This window comes from Kitasatospora sp. Ki12 (assembly GCF_054601375.1).
In genome coordinates this window covers 685,761-704,082 of the sequence record NZ_BAAIHT010000003.1, presented here as the reverse complement: position 1 = coordinate 704,082, position 18,322 = coordinate 685,761, and the positions used below count along the sequence as shown (strand labels likewise).

At 68.2% G+C, this 18,322-nt stretch carries 26 protein-coding genes; all 26 read left to right on the top strand.

The features are described 5' to 3' along the window. The first annotated feature begins 21 nt into the window (after positions 1-21). Positions 22-519: a DNA cytosine methyltransferase gene (locus ACYP53_RS33615; RefSeq protein ID WP_459650239.1), complete on the top strand. Its 498-nt coding sequence runs from the start codon at positions 22-24 to the stop codon at positions 517-519. A 67-nt stretch (positions 520-586) separates the two neighbouring features. After that, on the top strand, positions 587-1,012 hold the full coding sequence (locus ACYP53_RS33610) for a DNA (cytosine-5-)-methyltransferase (protein WP_459650238.1): 426 nt from the start codon (positions 587-589) through the stop codon (positions 1,010-1,012). Beyond that, positions 1,002-1,286 (top strand): hypothetical protein, encoded by a 285-nt coding sequence (locus ACYP53_RS33605; protein ID WP_459650237.1) that lies wholly within the window; start codon positions 1,002-1,004, stop codon positions 1,284-1,286. Before ACYP53_RS33610 ends, ACYP53_RS33605 begins: the two co-directional genes overlap by 11 nt. A gap of 67 nt (positions 1,287-1,353) precedes the next feature. Then, positions 1,354-2,127 carry a phiSA1p31-related protein gene (locus ACYP53_RS33600; RefSeq protein WP_459650236.1) on the top strand — a complete coding sequence of 258 codons (774 nt, stop codon included), beginning with the start codon at positions 1,354-1,356 and terminating at the stop codon, positions 2,125-2,127. Next, on the top strand, positions 2,127-2,318 hold the full coding sequence (locus ACYP53_RS33595) for a hypothetical protein (protein ID WP_459650235.1): 192 nt from the start codon (positions 2,127-2,129) through the stop codon (positions 2,316-2,318). Before ACYP53_RS33600 ends, ACYP53_RS33595 begins: the two co-directional genes overlap by 1 nt. Continuing rightward, a complete protein-coding gene (locus ACYP53_RS33590) occupies positions 2,315-2,443 on the top strand; it encodes a hypothetical protein (protein ID WP_459650234.1) in 129 nt (42 codons plus the stop codon). Before ACYP53_RS33595 ends, ACYP53_RS33590 begins: the two co-directional genes overlap by 4 nt. A 212-nt stretch (positions 2,444-2,655) precedes the next feature. Beyond that, complete coding sequence (locus tag ACYP53_RS33585) at positions 2,656-2,793, top strand: hypothetical protein (RefSeq protein ID WP_459650233.1); 138 nt, start codon at positions 2,656-2,658, stop codon at positions 2,791-2,793. Between the two features lie 214 nt (positions 2,794-3,007). Beyond that, positions 3,008-3,391, top strand: a complete 384-nt coding sequence (locus tag ACYP53_RS33580; RefSeq protein WP_459650232.1) for a hypothetical protein — start codon at positions 3,008-3,010, stop codon at positions 3,389-3,391. Further along, the gene (locus tag ACYP53_RS33575) at positions 3,388-3,762 is read left to right on the top strand and encodes a hypothetical protein (RefSeq protein WP_459650231.1); all 375 of its coding nucleotides are present in this window, start codon (positions 3,388-3,390) and stop codon (positions 3,760-3,762) included. Before ACYP53_RS33580 ends, ACYP53_RS33575 begins: the two co-directional genes overlap by 4 nt. Beyond that, entirely contained in the window at positions 3,755-4,162 is a 408-nt protein-coding gene (locus ACYP53_RS33570; RefSeq protein WP_459650230.1) for a hypothetical protein, read from the top strand. The genes ACYP53_RS33575 and ACYP53_RS33570 overlap by 8 nt, the downstream gene beginning before the upstream one ends. Continuing rightward, positions 4,162-4,368: a hypothetical protein gene (locus ACYP53_RS33565; protein ID WP_459650229.1), complete on the top strand. Its 207-nt coding sequence runs from the start codon at positions 4,162-4,164 to the stop codon at positions 4,366-4,368. The genes ACYP53_RS33570 and ACYP53_RS33565 overlap by 1 nt, the downstream gene beginning before the upstream one ends. A 5-nt stretch (positions 4,369-4,373) precedes the next feature. After that, positions 4,374-4,571, top strand: coding sequence for a hypothetical protein (locus tag ACYP53_RS33560; RefSeq protein ID WP_459650228.1), 198 nt, complete (start codon positions 4,374-4,376; stop codon positions 4,569-4,571). A 73-nt stretch (positions 4,572-4,644) separates the two neighbouring features. Then, entirely contained in the window at positions 4,645-7,107 is a 2,463-nt protein-coding gene (locus tag ACYP53_RS33555; RefSeq protein ID WP_459650227.1) for a phage/plasmid primase, P4 family, read from the top strand. Next, entirely contained in the window at positions 7,104-9,032 is a 1,929-nt protein-coding gene (locus ACYP53_RS33550) for a DNA polymerase (RefSeq protein WP_459650226.1), read from the top strand. The genes ACYP53_RS33555 and ACYP53_RS33550 overlap by 4 nt, the downstream gene beginning before the upstream one ends. Then, the gene (locus ACYP53_RS33545) at positions 8,927-9,421 is read left to right on the top strand and encodes an HNH endonuclease (RefSeq protein ID WP_459650225.1); all 495 of its coding nucleotides are present in this window, start codon (positions 8,927-8,929) and stop codon (positions 9,419-9,421) included. Before ACYP53_RS33550 ends, ACYP53_RS33545 begins: the two co-directional genes overlap by 106 nt. 208 nt (positions 9,422-9,629) lie before the next feature. Then, positions 9,630-10,082 carry a DUF7169 domain-containing protein gene (locus ACYP53_RS33540; RefSeq protein WP_459650224.1) on the top strand — a complete coding sequence of 151 codons (453 nt, stop codon included), beginning with the start codon at positions 9,630-9,632 and terminating at the stop codon, positions 10,080-10,082. Next, on the top strand, positions 9,997-10,281 hold the full coding sequence (locus ACYP53_RS33535; protein ID WP_459650982.1) for a hypothetical protein: 285 nt from the start codon (positions 9,997-9,999) through the stop codon (positions 10,279-10,281). Before ACYP53_RS33540 ends, ACYP53_RS33535 begins: the two co-directional genes overlap by 86 nt. A gap of 85 nt (positions 10,282-10,366) precedes the next feature. Further along, complete coding sequence (locus ACYP53_RS33530; RefSeq protein ID WP_459650223.1) at positions 10,367-11,113, top strand: sigma-70 family RNA polymerase sigma factor; 747 nt, start codon at positions 10,367-10,369, stop codon at positions 11,111-11,113. Between the two features lie 30 nt (positions 11,114-11,143). Next, on the top strand, positions 11,144-11,287 hold the full coding sequence (locus ACYP53_RS33525; RefSeq protein ID WP_459650222.1) for a hypothetical protein: 144 nt from the start codon (positions 11,144-11,146) through the stop codon (positions 11,285-11,287). A 48-nt stretch (positions 11,288-11,335) separates the two neighbouring features. Then, the gene (locus tag ACYP53_RS33520) at positions 11,336-11,899 is read left to right on the top strand and encodes a hypothetical protein (RefSeq protein WP_459650221.1); all 564 of its coding nucleotides are present in this window, start codon (positions 11,336-11,338) and stop codon (positions 11,897-11,899) included. A 313-nt stretch (positions 11,900-12,212) separates the two neighbouring features. Continuing rightward, positions 12,213-12,899, top strand: a complete 687-nt coding sequence (locus ACYP53_RS33515) for a hypothetical protein (protein WP_459650220.1) — start codon at positions 12,213-12,215, stop codon at positions 12,897-12,899. Positions 12,900-12,979: 80 nt separating this feature from the next. Then, positions 12,980-13,663, top strand: coding sequence for a hypothetical protein (locus tag ACYP53_RS33510; RefSeq protein WP_459650219.1), 684 nt, complete (start codon positions 12,980-12,982; stop codon positions 13,661-13,663). Next, the gene (locus ACYP53_RS33505; RefSeq protein WP_459650218.1) at positions 13,660-14,400 is read left to right on the top strand and encodes a helix-turn-helix transcriptional regulator; all 741 of its coding nucleotides are present in this window, start codon (positions 13,660-13,662) and stop codon (positions 14,398-14,400) included. Before ACYP53_RS33510 ends, ACYP53_RS33505 begins: the two co-directional genes overlap by 4 nt. A 118-nt stretch (positions 14,401-14,518) precedes the next feature. Beyond that, complete coding sequence (locus ACYP53_RS33500; protein ID WP_459650217.1) at positions 14,519-16,165, top strand: IS1182 family transposase; 1,647 nt, start codon at positions 14,519-14,521, stop codon at positions 16,163-16,165. Between the two features lie 614 nt (positions 16,166-16,779). Beyond that, the gene (locus ACYP53_RS33495; protein WP_459650216.1) at positions 16,780-17,046 is read left to right on the top strand and encodes a hypothetical protein; all 267 of its coding nucleotides are present in this window, start codon (positions 16,780-16,782) and stop codon (positions 17,044-17,046) included. Positions 17,047-17,295: 249 nt separating this feature from the next. Next, positions 17,296-18,291 carry a helix-turn-helix domain-containing protein gene (locus tag ACYP53_RS33490; protein ID WP_459650215.1) on the top strand — a complete coding sequence of 332 codons (996 nt, stop codon included), beginning with the start codon at positions 17,296-17,298 and terminating at the stop codon, positions 18,289-18,291. The last annotated feature ends 31 nt before the right edge of the window (positions 18,292-18,322 follow it).

Genomic DNA, 18,322 nt, shown 5'->3' with positions numbered 1-18,322 from the left:
AGCGAAGAGGCCGAGGAGAGTATGCCGATCCTGGAGCTGTGCGCCGGCTACGGCGGGCTGGGGATGGCGGTGGAGCAACTGACGGGCGACCGCGTCGCGTTCGTGGCCGAGTCCGACCCGGCCGCTTCCGCCGTCCTGGCCGTGCGCTTCCCCGAGGCGCCGAACATCGGGGACATCACCACCTACGACTGGGGCCAACTCGTTGGCCAGGTCGACATCGTCTCGGCCGGGTGGCCGTGCCAGAACATCAGCAACGCGGGGGACAAGAGGGGACTTGATGGCGACCGCTCGAAGGTCTGGCACAACGTTGCCGAGGCTGTTCGCACGATACGACCGCGTCTCGTCTTCCTGGAGAACGTCAGCGCTGTCCGATCCCGGGGACGCGGGCTCGACCGAGTACTCGGCGACCTGGCCGAGATCGGGTACGACGCGCGATGGGTCTGCCTACGAGCTTCCGCAGTGGGAGCCGCCCACCGACGAGACAGGTTCTTCTGTCTCGCGGTTCCTGCCGACTCCTGACACCGGCATGAGCCCAAACGGGCATGGACGGCGGGGAGGGCGGGCCGGTAACGGCCGGCAGTCCGGAGTGTCGCTGGACGCGGTGGTCAAGTCGCTGCCGACCCCGACGGCCTCCGACGGTCGGGGTGGGCCGGGCGGCAGCCGAGACGGCGGGCCGAATCTGCGAACGGCCGTCACCATGCTGTCCGCAGCTGTGGATGGGGTACAGGACTGGGCAGAGTACGAGCCCGCGATCCGTCGGCAGGAAGAGCTGTCCGGGCGTCCTGCCCCCGTGCCGACAGAGGCCGGCCCGAAGGGCGGTCGTCGACTGACGGCCGCGTTCGCCGAGTGGCTGATGTGGCTGCCCAAGGCGCACGTAACCGGAGTCCCGGGCCTGACTCGACTTCAGCAGCTCCACAAGATCGGCAACGGCGTTGTGCCGCCGCAGGCCTACGAGGCGTTCCGGTGGCTGATGCAGCAGAACGAAGAGGAGAGGAAGAACCATGGCGCGTAAGTTGACCGACTTCACTGCCCAGTCCGTCCGGGAAGGTGCGGTGATCGTCTACGGGACCCGCCAGGGCAACAGCGTCCGGCTCTCGGAGGGCGTCGTCCGTCAGATCAGCTCGTACCGCGACCAGCGCGGCCGAACGCACCGGACCCTCCGCGTGGAGCCGACCGGACGGGACAGCGGCGACATCCAGCGCAAGACTCTCGCGGAGGTCGAGATCGCGGCCGAACACTTCGCGGTGATCGGCTACGACGACCGCGCGGGCACCGTGCAGGCCTGACCTACCCCGCTTCCCAGCCCCCGCGCACCGACGACGTGGGGGCTTCTTCACGGTTGAAAGAGGAGAGATGACGCAGACGTTCCGCAACGGCGACGAGGTGGAGTTCGGCGGTCTGGGCGGTGTCACCGGCATCCTGCGGGGTGACCGCTTCACGAACCTGGACGGAGATCCGGCGTGGCTGGTGGAGCGGACCAGCGGCCACCGTGCCGGGAAGGCCTGGCCGGTGGCGGAGCGCCGCCTCCGTCAGCGAGTACCCGACTTCGAGCACGGGGCGGCCGTCATGGTCGACGGTGAGCCGCACACCATCGCCGCCGGCCCGTTCCGCGACCAGTTCGCGCCGGACCGTCCGTGGTACGTGGTAGAGGATACGGACGGCAACCACGGAACGCACGCGGTGCACCTGCTGAAGACAGCGCTGGCGGACGACCCGATCGGGGTCGGCGACTGGGTGCGAGTGCTGGAGGATGACCCGCTGGTTCTGAGCGGTCACTTCGTCGGCAAGACCGGCGTCGTGCGAGAGCTGAACGATCCGGTGGACGGTGGTCGGGAGCTGCGGTTCAATATCGAGTTCGATGCCGGTCAGCTCGTCCGACACGGTACCTGGAACGTGCGCCGCGTGGAGCGCGTGGACGAGGCCCCGAAGACCTACTACACCTACGGCGGCGTCCAGTACGACCTCACGGCCGCCTACCGTGACCGGGACGGCGACGTCTGGCGGTTCACCGGCCACTCCGACACGGGCGGCCGGCCGCTGGCACGGATGTCCTTCGGGGGCCCGACTGGCCGTCCACTTCCGGAGATCATCAACGTCTACGGTCCGCTGACGAAGACCACCGCCTGATGGCCGTCTCCGTCATCAGCCCGGACGCCGCCCCTGCACTGGGCGACGTCCGGGCGCTGGGGGAGCGGGACCTGATCATCATCGCGGTCGGCTCCCGGGCTCGCCAGGACTGGCCGCGCTACATGGACGCGATCGGTGTTGCCGTCACGCGCGGCGCCCGGCTGATCAACGCGGAGGAGGAGACGTCGTGAACAGTTTGCTGATCTACATCATCGGCATCCTCTGGGCGGCCGGGTGCGCTGCCCTCGTGGTGCTGGCGGTCGTTGGTCTGGCCCGGTTTGTCGGCCGACTCGCGGAGCGGAGAGAAGAACGCTGATGGCAACTGACGTCAGGCTTAACGACGCTGAGGTGTGGCGGTCGGTAGTGCGCTACCGAGACCGGCTGACGAACCCTGACCACACGTGGGAGAACCGGCACACGGTGCCGTCCCGCCTTGACGGGTGGGGCGACACGGTGCACACCCGGGTACGGGGGCCCTACAGCAGCCCTGGCAACGCCCGGCGCCAAGCAAGCCGGGATGCTGCTGAGTTGGAGCAGCAGACGGATTGGGAACCCGACGACGTCAGGGTTCCCGTTCATCAGCTTGTCTCCGTCGCCATCGAACGGACTTTGCTGGCGTGGGAGGAAGTCGACCGGCGCGATCCGGAGAAGGGATGGGGCGGCTGATGAGACGCGGAATCGCGAAGCTCTACCGGGTGGTTGTGGAGTCGGCGCCGACGGAGCGCCACTACCAACTCCCCTGGCTCCTCTATGACGTTGGTGCGGAGAAGGGCCCATACCAGACCCTCGCGCCGGCCAAGGCCCTCCGCACTCGACTCGCGGAGGCTGGTGGTCGGGGGCGCATCGACGTGACAGAACTCAACTGGACGGAGCTGGGGGATTGAGCGAGTACCTGCGCGACAAGGACGGCGACGTCTGGCGAGTGGGCGTTGGCGAGTTGGTGTTTCACCGGTACGACGGTGGGCGCCTTGCTGATGTGGGTGCCGCGGACCGTAGAGGTCGCGGCCACGTCGAAGCCAAGTGGGGTCCGCTCGTCCCCTGTACCGAGGAGGGGTCTCCGTTGGTGCCGGAGCCGCATGAGGCGGGTGTCCGGGCCCTCGTGGCTGCCGCCTTCCTGGAGTTCGCCGCAGAGATGGATCGGGCGTACTGGGCAACGCGGGAGTCGACGGAAGAAGCGGTGTACATCCGGGCCCGGGACGCCGCGAAGGCCGTGACGGAGGGCGTCCTGAGCGGGGACATAAAGCCGGCGGAGGGTGCGGAGTGAAGGACTCATTCGGCATCGAAATCGAGCCCGGGGACTACATCCTTTCCTCCTCCACCACGTCCGGCCGGGTCAAGGTAGGTCGGGCGAAGCAGGGGCGGCGCGGCATCGCGATGACGATCGACCTCAGTGCGACCCACGGCATGGTGGAGTCGTCGCACCCGCGCACCGGCCAACTCGGGTACAACACCGTCGTTCTCCGGAAGGCGGACGGCACAGCGCCGGCGCACATCGGGCCGACACCGGACGTGGACGCCGCGATCCGGGAGCGCGTCGTGGCCGAACTCCAGGCGAAGGCCGCGCGGGACTGGCCCGGCATCGGGTCTTTGCTCGACGCCATCACACGTGTGGTGCGGGGCGGTGTCGATGGCTAATCCGTCGAAGCGACGCGGGACCGAGTGGGAGTCCGCCGTCCGTGCCTACCTCCAGGAGCACCACAACTCCGAGACACGTCGCAACGTCCAGATGGGCGCGAAGGACATCGGGGACCTGGACGGCTACTACCTCCACGCTGCGGAGTGCAAGGACGAGAAGACGATCACGCTCTCGTCGTACATAGCGCAGGCCAACCGGGAGGCGGTTAACGCCCACCAGCCCTACGGCGCGGCCATCATTAAGCGCCGCCGGGCGAACGTCGCAACCGGCTACGTCGTGCGGGACCTGGAGACGGACGTTCGGCTGGTCAACCGGCTGAAGGACGCGGAGGAAACCCTCCTGGTCATCGCACCGACGGTCTACGCGGACCACGTCCAGCGGCACGGAAAGGGGCACTGATGGCGCGTACCGCGCTGATCACGTTCGCGGCCACCCTGGAAGTGGTGGAGGACGGCAACGAGTGGGAGGGCGGAGACATGTCGACCGAGGACGCCCGGGGGTGGGTCAGTCACGCGCTCGCGCGCGGTGACAAGCACGCGTGGAATTACACCGCGGTTGGCACGAGCGTCGCGGGCGTGGAGTACGGCCAGCGCGAGGAGGAGTGAGCAGCGTGGACACCTACATCAGCCACTCGTCGCTTCGCCGCGACAAGTGGAAGGCGCACCCGTCGATCAGGGGCGTCCGCCAGGCCATCGAGTGGGACCGTGGCCGCAGCCGCCTGACCATCTTCGGGTTGGAGCACACGCCGACCGGCCGCGTCTACGTGGAGATTCCGCGCGAGGACTGGGACACGGAGTTCTCGGACTAGTACCACGCACGGCTCACGGGGCGTCCTCTTCGGAGGGCGCCCCTTTACTGCATTCCAGAGGAGAGGAGACCCCGTGCGACTGTCGGATCTGTTGGGCCAGCTGAAGGGCGTCACGGAGGACCACGACGGCTACCTAGCTCTCTGCCCTGCCCATGCGGACCGGCGGACGCCATCGCTGAAGTTGACGCTGAAGGAAGACGGCGTCCTGCTCATCGTCTGCCGGGCCGGCTGCGAGAAGGACGCGGTCCTGAAGGCACTCCGCCTCCAGACGAGCGACCTCTTTGACGTCACCCCGGGCACCGCGACCCGCACCGTTTCCGCTGCCCCGCCGGAGTCGATCGGGCCCGGCGAGATAGCCGGACTGCGGGTCTTCGTGGACGAGACTGCCGCCGCTCTGGCGTCGTCGCCGGAGGCCGTCGAATACCTGGCGCGTCGCTTCGGTGTCGGCCTGGAACTGGCGGAGGATCTGGGCGTTGGATATGCCGCTCCCGGCGACCGACCGCGGACGTGGTTGAGCCGCGGATTCACCCGCCACCCGCGCATCACGGTTCCGTTGACCGGTGCCGACGGCGTCGTTCGAGGGCTGCAGGGCCGCGACGTCTCCGGCAACTGCCCGGCCCGTTGGGTGAGTTTGACGAACGTGGACGGGCGGACGTGGGCGAAGTGGGGGTTCCTCTCCGCCGGTTCCGGCTACGACACCGTGCTCGTCACGGAGGGGCCGGGGGACGGTCTGACGTCGGTCGCGTGCGGATACGACGCCGTGGTGATCCGGGGCGCCGGTCTCGCGCAAAGCACCGACGTTGTAAGGGAGTTGGCGGGAGTCCTTCGCGGCCGTGACGTCGTCTTCGCCGGGGACCCAGACCGAGCCGGCCGGGGGTTCACCTCCAACCTGGCTCGGGCGCTCGCAACTGAGGGGATCCACGGTCGGCGGCTGGCGTTCCCTAGGGAGGGCGTTGACCTGACGGAGTGGCGGGAGGACGACCCGGCGTCGTTCCCCGCTGCTCTGCACCGCGCCGTTCGCGTTGCGGAGCCCATCGACCTGGACGAGCCGGAGCCCCCGACATCGGCACCCGTTGCCGTGGAGGACGAGGCGGATCTCCCGGTGCTCCGCGGATCGGCGCGGGAAGCATTCGACAGCACGGACGTCGGCCTGGCCGTCCGCCTCCGCGACTACATGCGGTCGACGGGCGGAGGCGTCCGCTACGCCTCCGGGCTCGGGTACCTCGTCTGGGACGGGACCGTGTGGGTCCAGGGGCAGGACGCCGTCCGTCGTGCGCTGCACCGGATGGGTGCGGAGATGATCGCTGAAGGGGGCGACGCTGAGCGGAAGTTGGCGTTGAAGGCGCTCACCAACCGGCACATCACGGGGATCCTCGCTGAGCTTCCGAGCGTGCCCGGCGTGCCGGCGGACGCGGCCGATTTCGACGCAGACCCGGAACTCCTGTGCGTGGCCAACGGCACGATTCACCTGCCGACGAAGATCCTGCGCCCGCACGACCCGGCAGACATGATCACGAAGCGGCTCGCGATCCGCTACGTCCCGGACGCGCCGGCGGAACGGTGGACGCAGTTCTTGGCTGAGGTCTTCCCCAACCACCCGGAACTCCCCGGCTACATGAAGCGGCTCGTTGGCTACGGCGTAAGCGGTAGCACTGCGGAGCAGTGTTTTGCCTTTCTCCACGGCCAGGGCGCGAACGGCAAGTCCGCGTTCCTGGACGCGTTGGGCTACGTCTTCACCGGCATCACGAAGGCGACCGAGTTTTCGACATTTGAACAGCGCGTGAACGTTGGCCAGGCGTCGCCGGAGCTGGCGTCGCTGCGCGGTGCCAGGCTGGTGACGGCCTCAGAGACGGAGAAGTACTCGCGCTTGGCGGAGGCGCTGGTGAAGCAGTTGACGGGCGGCGACCCGGTGACGTGCCGGTTCCTGAATCAGAACCCGTTCACCTACATTCCGCGCTTCCTGCTGATGGTGGCCGGCAACTACAAGCCCGCGATCCTCTCGCAGGATCTCGGCGTTTGGCGGCGGGTGAAGTTGGTTCCGTTCGAGGCGACGTTCCGGGGAGCCAACGCGGATCCGACGCTCCCGGCCAAGCTGCGCGACGAGGCGGAGGGCATCCTTGCGTGGGCTGTCGCCGGCGCGGCGGAGTGGTACGCGCACGGCCTGGAGGAGCCGTCGACCGTCCAGGCCGCGACGACGGACTATCGCGAGTCGGAGGACAGGTTGGCGGAGTTCATCGCGGCGTGCCTCTTCGTGGAGCCTGGCGCCCGAGTCGCTCCGATGCAGCTCCGCCGTGCGTACGCCGACTGGGCGGAAGACGCCGGCCTGAGCCGGAAGGAAGTGCTGTCCGGCTGGGCACTCGGAGTCGAGATGGAGAGCAGGGGGTTCCGCAAGCGCAAGAGTTCCGGCAAGTGGGGGTTCGACGGCATCCGGCTCGCTACGGATGCTGAGCGGCGTCAGGACGGGGCAAACGATTTCTCCGCCCAGCCCAGTAACGAGAGCACGGACATATTCGGGCAGCAGAGAGGGGCGGCGTGATCACCTACCAGTTCCCGGTGCGCGGACGGCCGGTCCCTGTTCACGTTGTCCTCACGGACGACGACGGATACGTCTTCCGGCAGTGGATCACCACGATGGCGACGGAAGGCCGGCGCGTCTCGGTGGATACAGAGACCACCGGATTGGCGATGTTCGGCCGAGACTTCCGGCTACGGGTCGTTCAGTTCGGCACGACTGACGTTGCGTACGTGCTACCGGTGGACCGAAACCCCCGACTTGCCGCACTGGCTGGCTGGGCTGTCTGCACGCTTCCGACGCTGCTCATGTTCAACGCCCCGTTCGATTGCCTGGTGATGGGGGTTGGACTCCCCGGCGTCTCCCTTGAACTGCTCTGGCCCAAGGTGCTGGACGGCTACATCCTGTCCCATCTCTGCGACCCGCGTCGCCGAGATCAGGGCGGAGTGGGGAACAAGCTGAAAGAGGCGTCGGAACACTACGTGGATCGGTCGTCCCCCGACCAGCAACGCGAGTTGTACGCGGAGTTCCACAAGATCGGACGGACGAGGGCCGACGGCTGGGCACACATCGGACTGACCAACGAGAAGTACCTCACCTACGCCGGCGCCGACGTGATCTTGACGTCGTTCCTTGTCCCGGAGTTGGAGAAGCGTCTCGGTGAGCTCTCCGTGAATCCCCAGCTCGTGCCGTTCGAGCATCAGTTGGCCTTCATCTGCGCACAGATCGAGCGACGCGGGATGCGGATCAACCGGGGCTACGCGGAGCGGCTGTCGGGTCGCCTGGCCGATCAGTCTGCCCAGTTCGCGAACGAGGCGGCTGGCTACGGGGTGGCCAACGTCAACAGTACGAAGCAGTTGTCGGAGGCACTGCTCGGGATGGGCGAAGTTATCCCGGAACGCACCGCCTCCGGTGCCGTCCAGGTCGACAAGACGGTACTGATGCGGCTCGCCGACGTGGACAAGGACTGGCAGCCGATTGGCTCCCGGGCCGGCAACCCGCTGGCCATGGCCGTGCTGCGCAGCAAGCGTGCCGCGAAGTGGCGCCTCTCGTACACGGACGCGATGCTGGCCAAGGCCGACGCCGACGACCGGGTCCACCCCAAGATCGGATCGTTGATCGCGCGGACGGCGCGGATGTCCCTCAGCGACCCTCCGTTCCATCAACTCCCCTCGGGTGACTGGTCGGTGCGCGGGTGCGTGGAGGCAGACGAGGGCCGACGGATGATCTCCGTCGACTACTCCTCCGTTGAGCCCCGCGTCATGGCGGCGCTGTCGGAGGATCCGGTCATGACGGCTGCCATCCTGCGTGGTGCGGACCTGCACAACCTGACAGCAGAGAGCGTGTTCGGGTCCGGGTTCACCCCCGGACAGCGAAAGGTTGCCAAGGTGGTTCAGCTGGGAGTCGCGTACGGAGGCGGCGCGAAGACGATCGCGACGCAGACCGGCCTGACGCTGGGTGCTGCGCAGGAAGCTCTGAAGGGGTACAAGCGCACGTACCCGACGCTGGCCCGCTACATCCGCTCGCTTCAGCGGCAGGTGACGCGGGACGGGTACACGCTCTACACGCCCTCCGGCCGGCGGCTCGTGTTCGACCGGGACGCCGCCTACGCGTCGTTCAACGGCGAGATTCAGAGCACGGCGCGGGACGTCTTCGCGCAGGGGATGTTGGAGATCCACGACCGCGGATTGACGCCCTACGTGCTCGCCCCGATCCACGACGAGATCGTTGCGGACGCTCCGGCGGAGGACGCGGAGGAAGTCGCGAAGGAGATCGGAGAGGCCATGGCCATGACGTTCCGTGGAATCCCGATCGACACTGACCCTGAGGTAGGCGGTCGGTCGTGGGGCTCCCTCTACATGAAGACGGCAGAGACCATGATCAAAAACGACTCGTGGTACGCCGCGAACCCCGAAGCCGCACGGGCGGCGGAGCTGGCTCGGGCGTGAGGGCGGTTCGTCTTCGACCATGCACCGACGGTACCGCCGGGCACCGACAAAGGGAACAAGAGTTCGAACGTGTCGCACGACGTCGTCCGGTCGTCGTGACGGTGGTCCGGCGACGTGGTCGTCAACCCGCCTTCGCTTCAGAGGGGCAACTCCTCCGACAGTGGGAGGAGTTGGGTTGGTACGCCTGCTTTTACTGTGACGGCCCCGGGCCGCTGGAGGCCGACCACGTCGTCCCGGTCTCTCGGGGCGGCTTGGACGGGCCCGGGAACCTTGTGCCGGCGTGCTCGGCGTGCAACGTCAGCAAATCCAACCGGCCGGCCGTCTTTTTCACGCCATGGGCACACGGCTGGCACTCGGAGCACGCAGCGGCACTGGGTATCGCGGTGTGACCTGCGACGTTCCGTGGGCGACACGCCGGAGTGCTCGCGTCCGATTGGCATATTTGATAACGATCCGGTCACGGCATGGGCTCGCCAAACGTGCTGGTCATGTGCCGTACGGCACAAGTCGGCGCCACGTTCGATCGGGATCCTACCTGACAAATGGCTCATATCGGACGCTTCAATGTCGAACTAGTTTGTTGTCCGAAAGGTGCTCATGACCTACAGTCCCACTCACGTCACTCCAGCTCAGAGGGTGGAGGATCTGGCGGCGGCGCTGACGCGCGACCTGGCCGAAATCCCCCGCCTCTTCGAACTGTGCGACGCCGTAAGTGACATGAGGGGGCGACGTCCACCCGCCGACCCCGATGGAACCGGTCGACGCGCGAGCGCCGGCCCCGGACGTCCCACCGAAGACACGGCCCTGGATGAGGCCCGTCAGCTGGTCACTGACGAGCAGCGCGCCGCCGTGCAGCACATGGTCAAAGCCGCAGCCTACGTCAAGGGCGTTCGCGCGGCGCTGGACCGGGCCCTCTCGGCGTGGGAGGGGGAGCCGGTGGAGTCGCACGACGAGGGGGCAGCGAGTGCAGACGGTCACGACGCGGGAGATCCTGACGAGCCGCCGGGCCTATCTGACGGGACCGATGATGACCCCGGAGCAGCGGGGTGAACTCGGGCAGGCTGCGGCGCTGCTGACGGTGCCCGTCGCCGACCGTCAGTCCGACTGGCTGTGGGACGCGGAGGCGCTGCTCGTCCTGCCCGGGGCGGACGCGTGCTCGCACGCCCGGTGCGACATCACGCTGGCCGAGTGCAGTGCCATCCTCGTGCACCACCTGGCGATGCCGGCCATGCTGGCACGTTCCGCCTGATCTTGTGTGGCACAGGTCACAACACTGGACGCAAACGCGTTCGCCTCCCCGCCCAGTAACTCCCGTACCGAACGAGGAGGCACGAGTGATCACCGTCGACACCGTCCAGTCCGCGCAGGCCGGCGACTCCACCGCCATGTGGCACATCCTCACCGAAGCCGAGCCGATGATGCGCAACATCATCCGCACAGTGACCGCAGGTGGTCAGGCGTCGGCGGACGACGTGGAGGATCTCCTCCAGGAGTCGCGCGCGGTCCTGATAGCACGCGTGCAGGCATACGACACCGCAGGCCCGGCGACCCTGCAGACCCGGGCGTACCAGGAGATCTACGGAGCCATCTCCCGAGCGTGGGTGACGACGCGTTCGGCGGTGACCCCCGAGCCCGATGTCGTCCTCCGCGTGCGGCGCGCACTCGCGGCGACGGAGGGCGACGCGGAAGCGGCGTGCCGTCAGCTGGAAGCCTTGCCCAAGGGAAGTCGCGTGAGCCGTCCGCGCTTCCTTGCTGTGCTGGATCTTCTGAGGGAGCCGGAGACGTTCTACGCCGGCGCCGGTGCCGACGGGGACACCCTTCCGCTGGCCGAAACCCTCTCGGACACCCGGGAGGACGACATCGCGGACCGTGCCGCCCGTCGTGATCTGGCGGAGCGGGCACTCGCGTCGGTCACGCCCCGCAGGGCGCTCGTGCTGCGAGCCTCGTACGGCGTCGGCATGCCGCCCATGGAGGACGCGGAGATCGGCGGCCATCTGGGCCACGTGACGCCCACTCGCGTCCGCCGGATCCGGTGGGACGGCATCCAGCAGGCGCGCGCGGCCCTGTCCGTAGCTGCATGAGTCACTCACTATGCAACCAGAGGAGAACCGATGCGGCTGCCCAACCTGGACGCCTACGACATGGCCGGCGTCCGACCCCACGAGGCCGCGACCTGGCCCGATGAGGAGCGGGAGGCATATGACGATTGGACCGACGTCGAGTACCGGAGCAGCGCGGAGCAGCTTCTGAAGTAGCACCGTGGGTCGACCCACGGTGCTTCCGAACCAACCTGAGGAGAGAGCTTGACCGGCATCAATGTGTCGTCCCGGTACATCAGTGCCGCCCACACGCTGACCGTGGAGGACTCCCGTCATGAGCGTGGCGGAGCGTATATCCGGCTGGGCTCCGGTGCGGCCCATCTGACCCCCAGCGAGACCCGCCGGCTCCGCGTCGAGCTGGACGGCATCCTCGGGGAGCAGCCGGCCCGCCTCGTCGTCGGCGCCCGCGTGGTGATCGTGGCGGAGGATCCGGACGGGCCGGACACGCCTCACGCCGGCAAGGCCGGGCGGCTCATCTCCACGGACCTGGCCGATGCCCGGTACCCATACTTCGTGGGTATCGAGGACGGTCCGGACATCTGGTGTCACTCCGTCCGCCTGGTCGGCGAGTCGGATGACAAGCCCATCCCGGCGGACGGCGAAGGGAACGGTGCGTCGTCGGTCGTCGGCGGCGACTTCCTCCGCCGGCACGAGGCGGCCGTGAAGGCGAAGGACCTGCTGTCCGGCACTATCACGGCTGGCTCGTACGGTGCGCCGCCCGACGCCCTTATACGGGTCGCGGACTGGCTGCTGGGCGTGACCGACTGACCAACGCCCAAGGGGCCCCCGCGAGTAGAGGACGCGGGGGCCCTTCGTCGTTTCTGGAGGAAACCATGTCCCACCGCGTCACTCGCGCCCCCGGCGCTGTCGTCCCTGGCCGGGCCGGAGTGTGACGAACTGACCCCGAAAGAAGCCCGTGCGCTTGCCCGCCAGCTGGTCGTCGCCGCGCGGGACGTTGAGCGGCAGGTGCCGACGGTGGGCGACGGGTGGGTGCAGCCGGAGTTGGGCTAGGGACTTGTGCCGTACGGCACAAGTGTGTCAGCATGGAGTCACGCAAGGAACCCACGCAGAGGAGCAACTCGTGTCCATGACTCCCGTCATGAAGAAGTACAAGTTCAGCATGCGCATGGTGGACGCCCTGATGTCCGGCGAGAGCGCTGATGGGGCTCACGGTCGGACCGGAACGCTCGTGGCCCTGATCGACCGCCAGATGGTCACGTCGGCGACTCGCGAGACCGGCGGTCGTCATCTCCTCACCGAGAAGGGCCGGGAGGCGCTCGCTGAGCTGCGAGCGGCGGCGCAGCCGGAGACGCTGGCGGGCGAGGCGCCGACGGCCGTGGACACGGTGCCCCAGACGGACGACCAGATCCGCGTCACCGACGGCGGAGCGCCGACCTACAAGACGGTCATCAAGGCCGAGACCACTTGGACGCTCCAGTCCCGCAAGGACGACACCGACGCGTGGTCCTACGTCAGCGACCACGGCAGCGAGGAAGCCGCCACCCTCCGCGCGCACGCGCTCCTGATCGACGGGTCTCGCCGGCACTTCCGCGTCATCGAGCACTGCACCGAAGTGCGGGCCACGGACCCCATCGAGCCGCCGAAGGACACCAAGTCCCAGCCCGAGGGACCGCGCTACGTGGTTGAGCCCGTTCGTCTCGGCTTCGCCGTGGTGGACACCTCCACCGGCAAGCCGGAGGCCCGAATGGGCAGCCGCTACGCCGCCAACGACATGGCCGACCGGCTGAACGCCGAGTTGGCGCAGTAGCGCGCCGCCCGAAGCACCCTTCGGCCGGACCTGCGAGTAGAGGACGCGGGTCCGGCCCTTCGCAGAGAAGAGGCAGAGAGATGAAGCACGCCCCGCAGTCCGTCACCGCCTCCAGCATTGCCACGGAGGCTGGCGTTCCGGAGGTCACCGTCCCGGCCCTTGTCGACCAACTGGCCGCGCTGGACGGCACGTCGACCGTCGTCACCTCAGACACTGGCGGACGGCTGGCGCTGACGCTGTCGGCAGCCGCCGTAATCCGCGAGCAGCTCGGCCTGACCGAGACCGCGATGCACGCCGTCCCCTTCCCGCGGACGGACGCGCCGCTATGGGGCATCCACTGCCCGCAGTGCGGCCTGAGCGCGCCGACGGACGAGCGCCGGGAGTCGGCGGGAGTCTATGCGGAGGCGCTGGTGTGTGAACACCCGCGCTGCACGGCGACGTTCGCCCCGCCGAACGCGGAGTCCATGCCCTGCGTCCTGGCCCTGCACCCGAGTACCGCGGACCACGAGACCGACCCCGTGGGCAATCCCGGCCGACCGTGGGCATGGCGAGACGGCGCCCCCGGGGCGACCCTCCCCGTCCACCGCTTCGCGGAGGCGCGGGACCTGGAGGAGGGTGACCGGATCGAACACCACGGCCGGTGCTGGACGGTGGCCTCCGTCTGGTGGGTTGGGGACGGTTGCACGATCTTCGCGACGAACGGTGGGGAGATCATCACGGAGCCGCACCACCTGTTCGAGGCGCGACGGGAGGGCGACCGGTGACCCGCACCCCCTGGCACGTCCGCACGGCCCGTCGAGCCGGTCAACCCGCCGTCCTGTACGCCGCGTTGGCCCTGTCCGCCCCCGGTGAGTTCTCGCTCGGCGTGACGGCCGGATGGGATCCGCGCGTTGCCTGGCTGATGCCAGCCGTGCTGTCGCTCTGGGCCGCATGGTCGGCGCGTAACGCGCGAGACTGGGCGGACCTTGTGCAGACGCACAACGAGGCCGGTGACGTCGACCGCGCGAAGGTGGCGAAGCGTCAGCGCGGCAGCGCAGTCCGCGGCGCAGTTCTCGCACTCATCGTCGCAACGGCCGCGCAGATCACGGAACACGTGCTGACGACCGGCGCGACGGGCGCGAGAGCGTGGGTTGTGATCGTCGTCTCCGCCGTTCCGCCGCTCGTTGCCGCTCACGTCCTTCACCTCGACCCGCCAGGAGAGGACGTGGAAGAGCAGCCGGCGACGGTGCTCTCTGAGTCGGCTGCGGAACCCGCGCCAGCATTCAAGGCGGAAGTCAACAAGCGTCAGGTGACCGTTCGGACCGCACGCGCAGACAAGCCCATGAAGCCGACGCCGGACGCGTGGCTGCCGATCGCTGACGCCGCCAAACTGCTCGGCGTCCACGAGAGCACGCTCTATCGACGTCGGAACAGCCCGAAGTCGCGGATCCGCACCCGCGAGGAAGGCGGCCGGCAGCTTGTGCTGTGGGCCTCCCTGGACCCCGCGCTGAACGCCGCGTGACCCATGCCCCCGTCCGGTAATCCGGACGCTGTTGGTAAATGCGGGGCCTGCGTGACGTCGGCCTGTTTGACCCCGTTGGGGTTGGGCAGGCCGACGTTGTGTTTGGGGAGGGTTGCGGGTGTCGTTGCGCGGGGTGGGGCTGGGCGAGGTGCCAGAGGAGACCGCGAGGTTGGCGCGGGCGGTGTTTCCGAGGGGCTGCCTGGCGATGCGGGTACGGGACGAGTTGGGCCCGATGGTGAACGATGCCGACTTCACCGGCCTGTACTCGGCCCGGGGCCGTCCAGCGGTGTCGCCGGCACGACTGGCCGTGGTCTCGTTGCTGCAGTTCACGGAGGGGCTCACCGATCGCCAAGCGGCACACGCGGTGCGTTCGCGCCTGGACTGGAAGTACGCGCTCGGGCTTGAGCTGGCGGACACCGGGTTCGACTTCTCCGTGCTGAGCGACTTCCGGGCCCGGTTGGCGGGAGCCGGCGCGGGACAGCGGGTGTTCGACGCGATCCTGGAGGCCGTCAGGACGGCCGGGCTGCTCAGGAGCGGCGGACGTCAGCGCACGGACTCCACTCACGTGCTCGCGGTGACGCGGGACCTGACCCGCCTGGAGTTCGTGGTCGAGACGATGCGGGCCGCGTTGAACGCGATCGCTCCCGTTGCAGGTGAGTGGCTGTCCGGCCTGGGCAGGCACGAGTGGTTCGACCGGTACTGCGCGCGGCCGGAGGAGACCCGCTTCCCGACCCGGTGGGCGGCCCGCGTCGCGCGCGGGGACCAGGTCGGCACGGACGGCATGGCCCTCTGGGAGGCCATGACATCACCTGGAGCACCACTGAGCCTGCGGGACTTGCCGGCGGTGGAGATCCTGCGGCAGGTATGGGTCCAGCAGTTCCACCTGGTCGAGGGCGAAGTGCGGTGGCGCGAGCCGAAGAACGTCCCGCCCGGCCTTATCCGCTTACGCACTCCGTATGAGCCCGAGGCCCGCACCGGGACCAAAGGAGAAGTTGCCTGGAGTGGCTACAAGGCCCATCTGACCGAGACGTGCGAGCCGAACGCGCCACACGTGATCACCAATGTGGTCACTACGCCCGCCCCGGTGTCCGACATCGCCGTGACCGAGGCCATTCACCGCGCGCTGGCCGCGCGCGATCTCCTGCCGGACGTGCATCTCGTCGACTCTGCCTACCTCGACGCCGGACAGATCGAACTGGCCCGGCGGGATCACGGGATCGAACTGCTGGGTCCGCTCAGACGCGACACCGGCCGCCAGAAGACCGCCGGGACCGGCTTCGACAACACGCGCTTCACCGTCGACTGGGACAACCGGCAGGTCACCTGCCCCAACGGGCAGAGAACCGGGAACTGGCGGGAGACCACCAGCCAACACGGTGCACCGGTCGTCCGAGCCAAGTTCGCGGCCGGCAAATGCGCTCCCTGCCCGACCCGCAAGGACTGCACCAGCTCACCAAATGGCCGCTACATCACCCTGCGGCCACGCGCCGAACACGAACTCCTCCAACGCGCCCGAATCGAGCAGGAAACCGCCGAGTGGGCACGGCGCTACCGCCACCGCGCCGGTGTCGAAGGCACCATCGCCCAAGCCGTCCACGCCCTCGACATGCGCAGATCCCGCTACCGCGGACTGGCCAGGACCCGCCTCCAACACCTCTTCACCGGCGCCGCGATCAACCTCGCCCGCATCGACGCCTGGCTCACCGGCCGCCCCCTTGCCCCAACCCGCACCACGTCCTACGCGGCACTCCGCCCCACTGGATGAATCCAGTGGGGCGGAGTTAACCAACAGCGTCCGGTAATCCGGGCGGGGGCTGCGTCGGCTGCTGTGAGGCAGAATCGGCCTCCGGGGGCCCGCAATTTCGGCGGGCCATCAAGACGTCAGGAGTTGCTTTCGCACAGTGCAATTGCTTGAACTTGGACGTGTGGCCACACACCGCTGCGGACGCTGACGGCCCAGGTATTTTTCTTATCAGTTGATGGGGCATTCACTGTTACCCATTCTCGGGCAACGCCACTTTCGTTGTAGCTCGTGATTGGTATCGCGTAGCCACCACCGATTAAGTGAGTGTTAGTTGGGCATGTCGCCGTCGCGTCGTTATCGGTCACAGGTCCGGCCACTACCGTGGATGTTGCAGCCTCAGCCGCAGGAGCCGTCACAAGTCCGAACGGCATAAGGGTCAGCAGAGCACCCGTCATGACTACCCAGGTGCGAGTGCTCTTCCTGGTCGGTCGAGTCATGGGGTCAACCTTCCTGAGGACATCCCCCTCACTCGGACCAACGTAGGCCCGGCAGCGTGTGCTCGCATGTCGGGCCGATTGTCTTTACCGATGTTTCAGCAAGTGCGATCACTGCTGTTGCAGCACAACATCGGAGGCATGGCAGGAATCATCATCCTCTTCGAGCTAGACCAGGTCGAGGCAGAGAGCCCGGAGGGCGAAGAGCTGGCCGTGCTCCTGGTGCACGCCGCCGGCCAGGACCCAGAGGTCCCCGAGGACCCGCTTCCGAGGACGCTCTGCGGGGAGGACACCCGGCCCATGGAGCACTCCCACTACCAGCCAGGGAAGCCAGGGGATCCCTGGTACCCCGTCTACCTCCGCGACAGGCGCTGCCAGGAGTGCGAGGACGTCTTGAGACGGCTGTAGGGGCGGCAGGTAGCGCGCTGTCCACTTGGGCCGTATGGCGGAGGCGCGCGACGCAATGGTGAGCGGCTCTTTTCAGGCGACCTGGTCGGCGTCTTGCCGGCCGGGCTTTCGCATGTTCGGCCACTTGTGCCGTACGGCACAAGATGCCTATGATCAACACAAACCCCGGAGGTGCGCTAACACCCCCGGGGCGGGTGCTCGTCAGTGCGCTAACACTGGCGAGTTGGGCACTAGGAGTGGGGACTCCGAATGCGTATTCATCGTATCGCGCGGCACTCGCGCGGCTACACCGTCCTGGACAATGGGCACGTCATCCGAAAGCACAGTCTCTCGTGGACGGCTCGCGGCCTGCTCGCGTACCTCCTGAGCCTCCCCGACGCGTCCCGGGAGGACGTCCGGACGCTGGCTGCGAAGAGCCGCGAAGGCCGTACAGCCGTCGCCCGCGCGCTGACCGAGCTGGAGACCGCCGGCCACTACGTTCGCCGCACCGACCGCGATCCGCTGACGGGCCAGGTGCGGACCCATGTGGATGTCCACGAGGTTCCGGTGATCGACAAGGCGGCGAACACCTGGCCGCCGCTTCCCGCGTCCCCGGCCGCCGGTTGCCCTGGAGCTGGACTGCCGGACGGCGGGAAGGGGGGAACGCCCTCCCGGGTAACCACGGTGGAACGGAAGGAAGTTGAAGTACCGTCCATCCCTCCGGTCGTCGCCTACGCCGACGAGCTGGACGTGATGGAACCGCCGACCGCGGACGAGGCCGCGGAGGTCCACGCGGCGTTCTCCACCCTCCTGGGAGGGTCGGACGGGGAATCGCCCGCTGAACCTCTGAACGAGCCGCAGGCGCTCACGCAGAGCTTCGACGGACCTTGTCCGACGGTCCCGCGCCCCCGCATGTCGGAGGGCATGACGCTGCTCCTGGAGCTGGGGCGTCGTGAGCCGCGGATGGTGCTCGCGGGCAAGCCGTTGGCTGACCAGAGCGCCATGGTGGAGGGGTTGCTCGCTGGCGGGTGGCAAGCGGAGGATCTGCTGAGGATTCTCTCGGCGGCACTCCCGGAGAAGATCACGAAGTCTGTCGCCGCGATTCTCTCCGCCCGGCTCTCGAAGGTCCCGCCGGTGCCGGCGCTGAGGGCGGCTGTGTTGGCTCCGACCGTTTCGCTTCCGCCCGCGCACGAGTGCCAGGGGCAGGACGGGATGTGCGGACGGCCGGTTCCTCGTCCGGAGCAGCTGTGCACGGGATGCCGCTAGGCGTACGCTCCTGGAAGGCCTGTCAAGACCC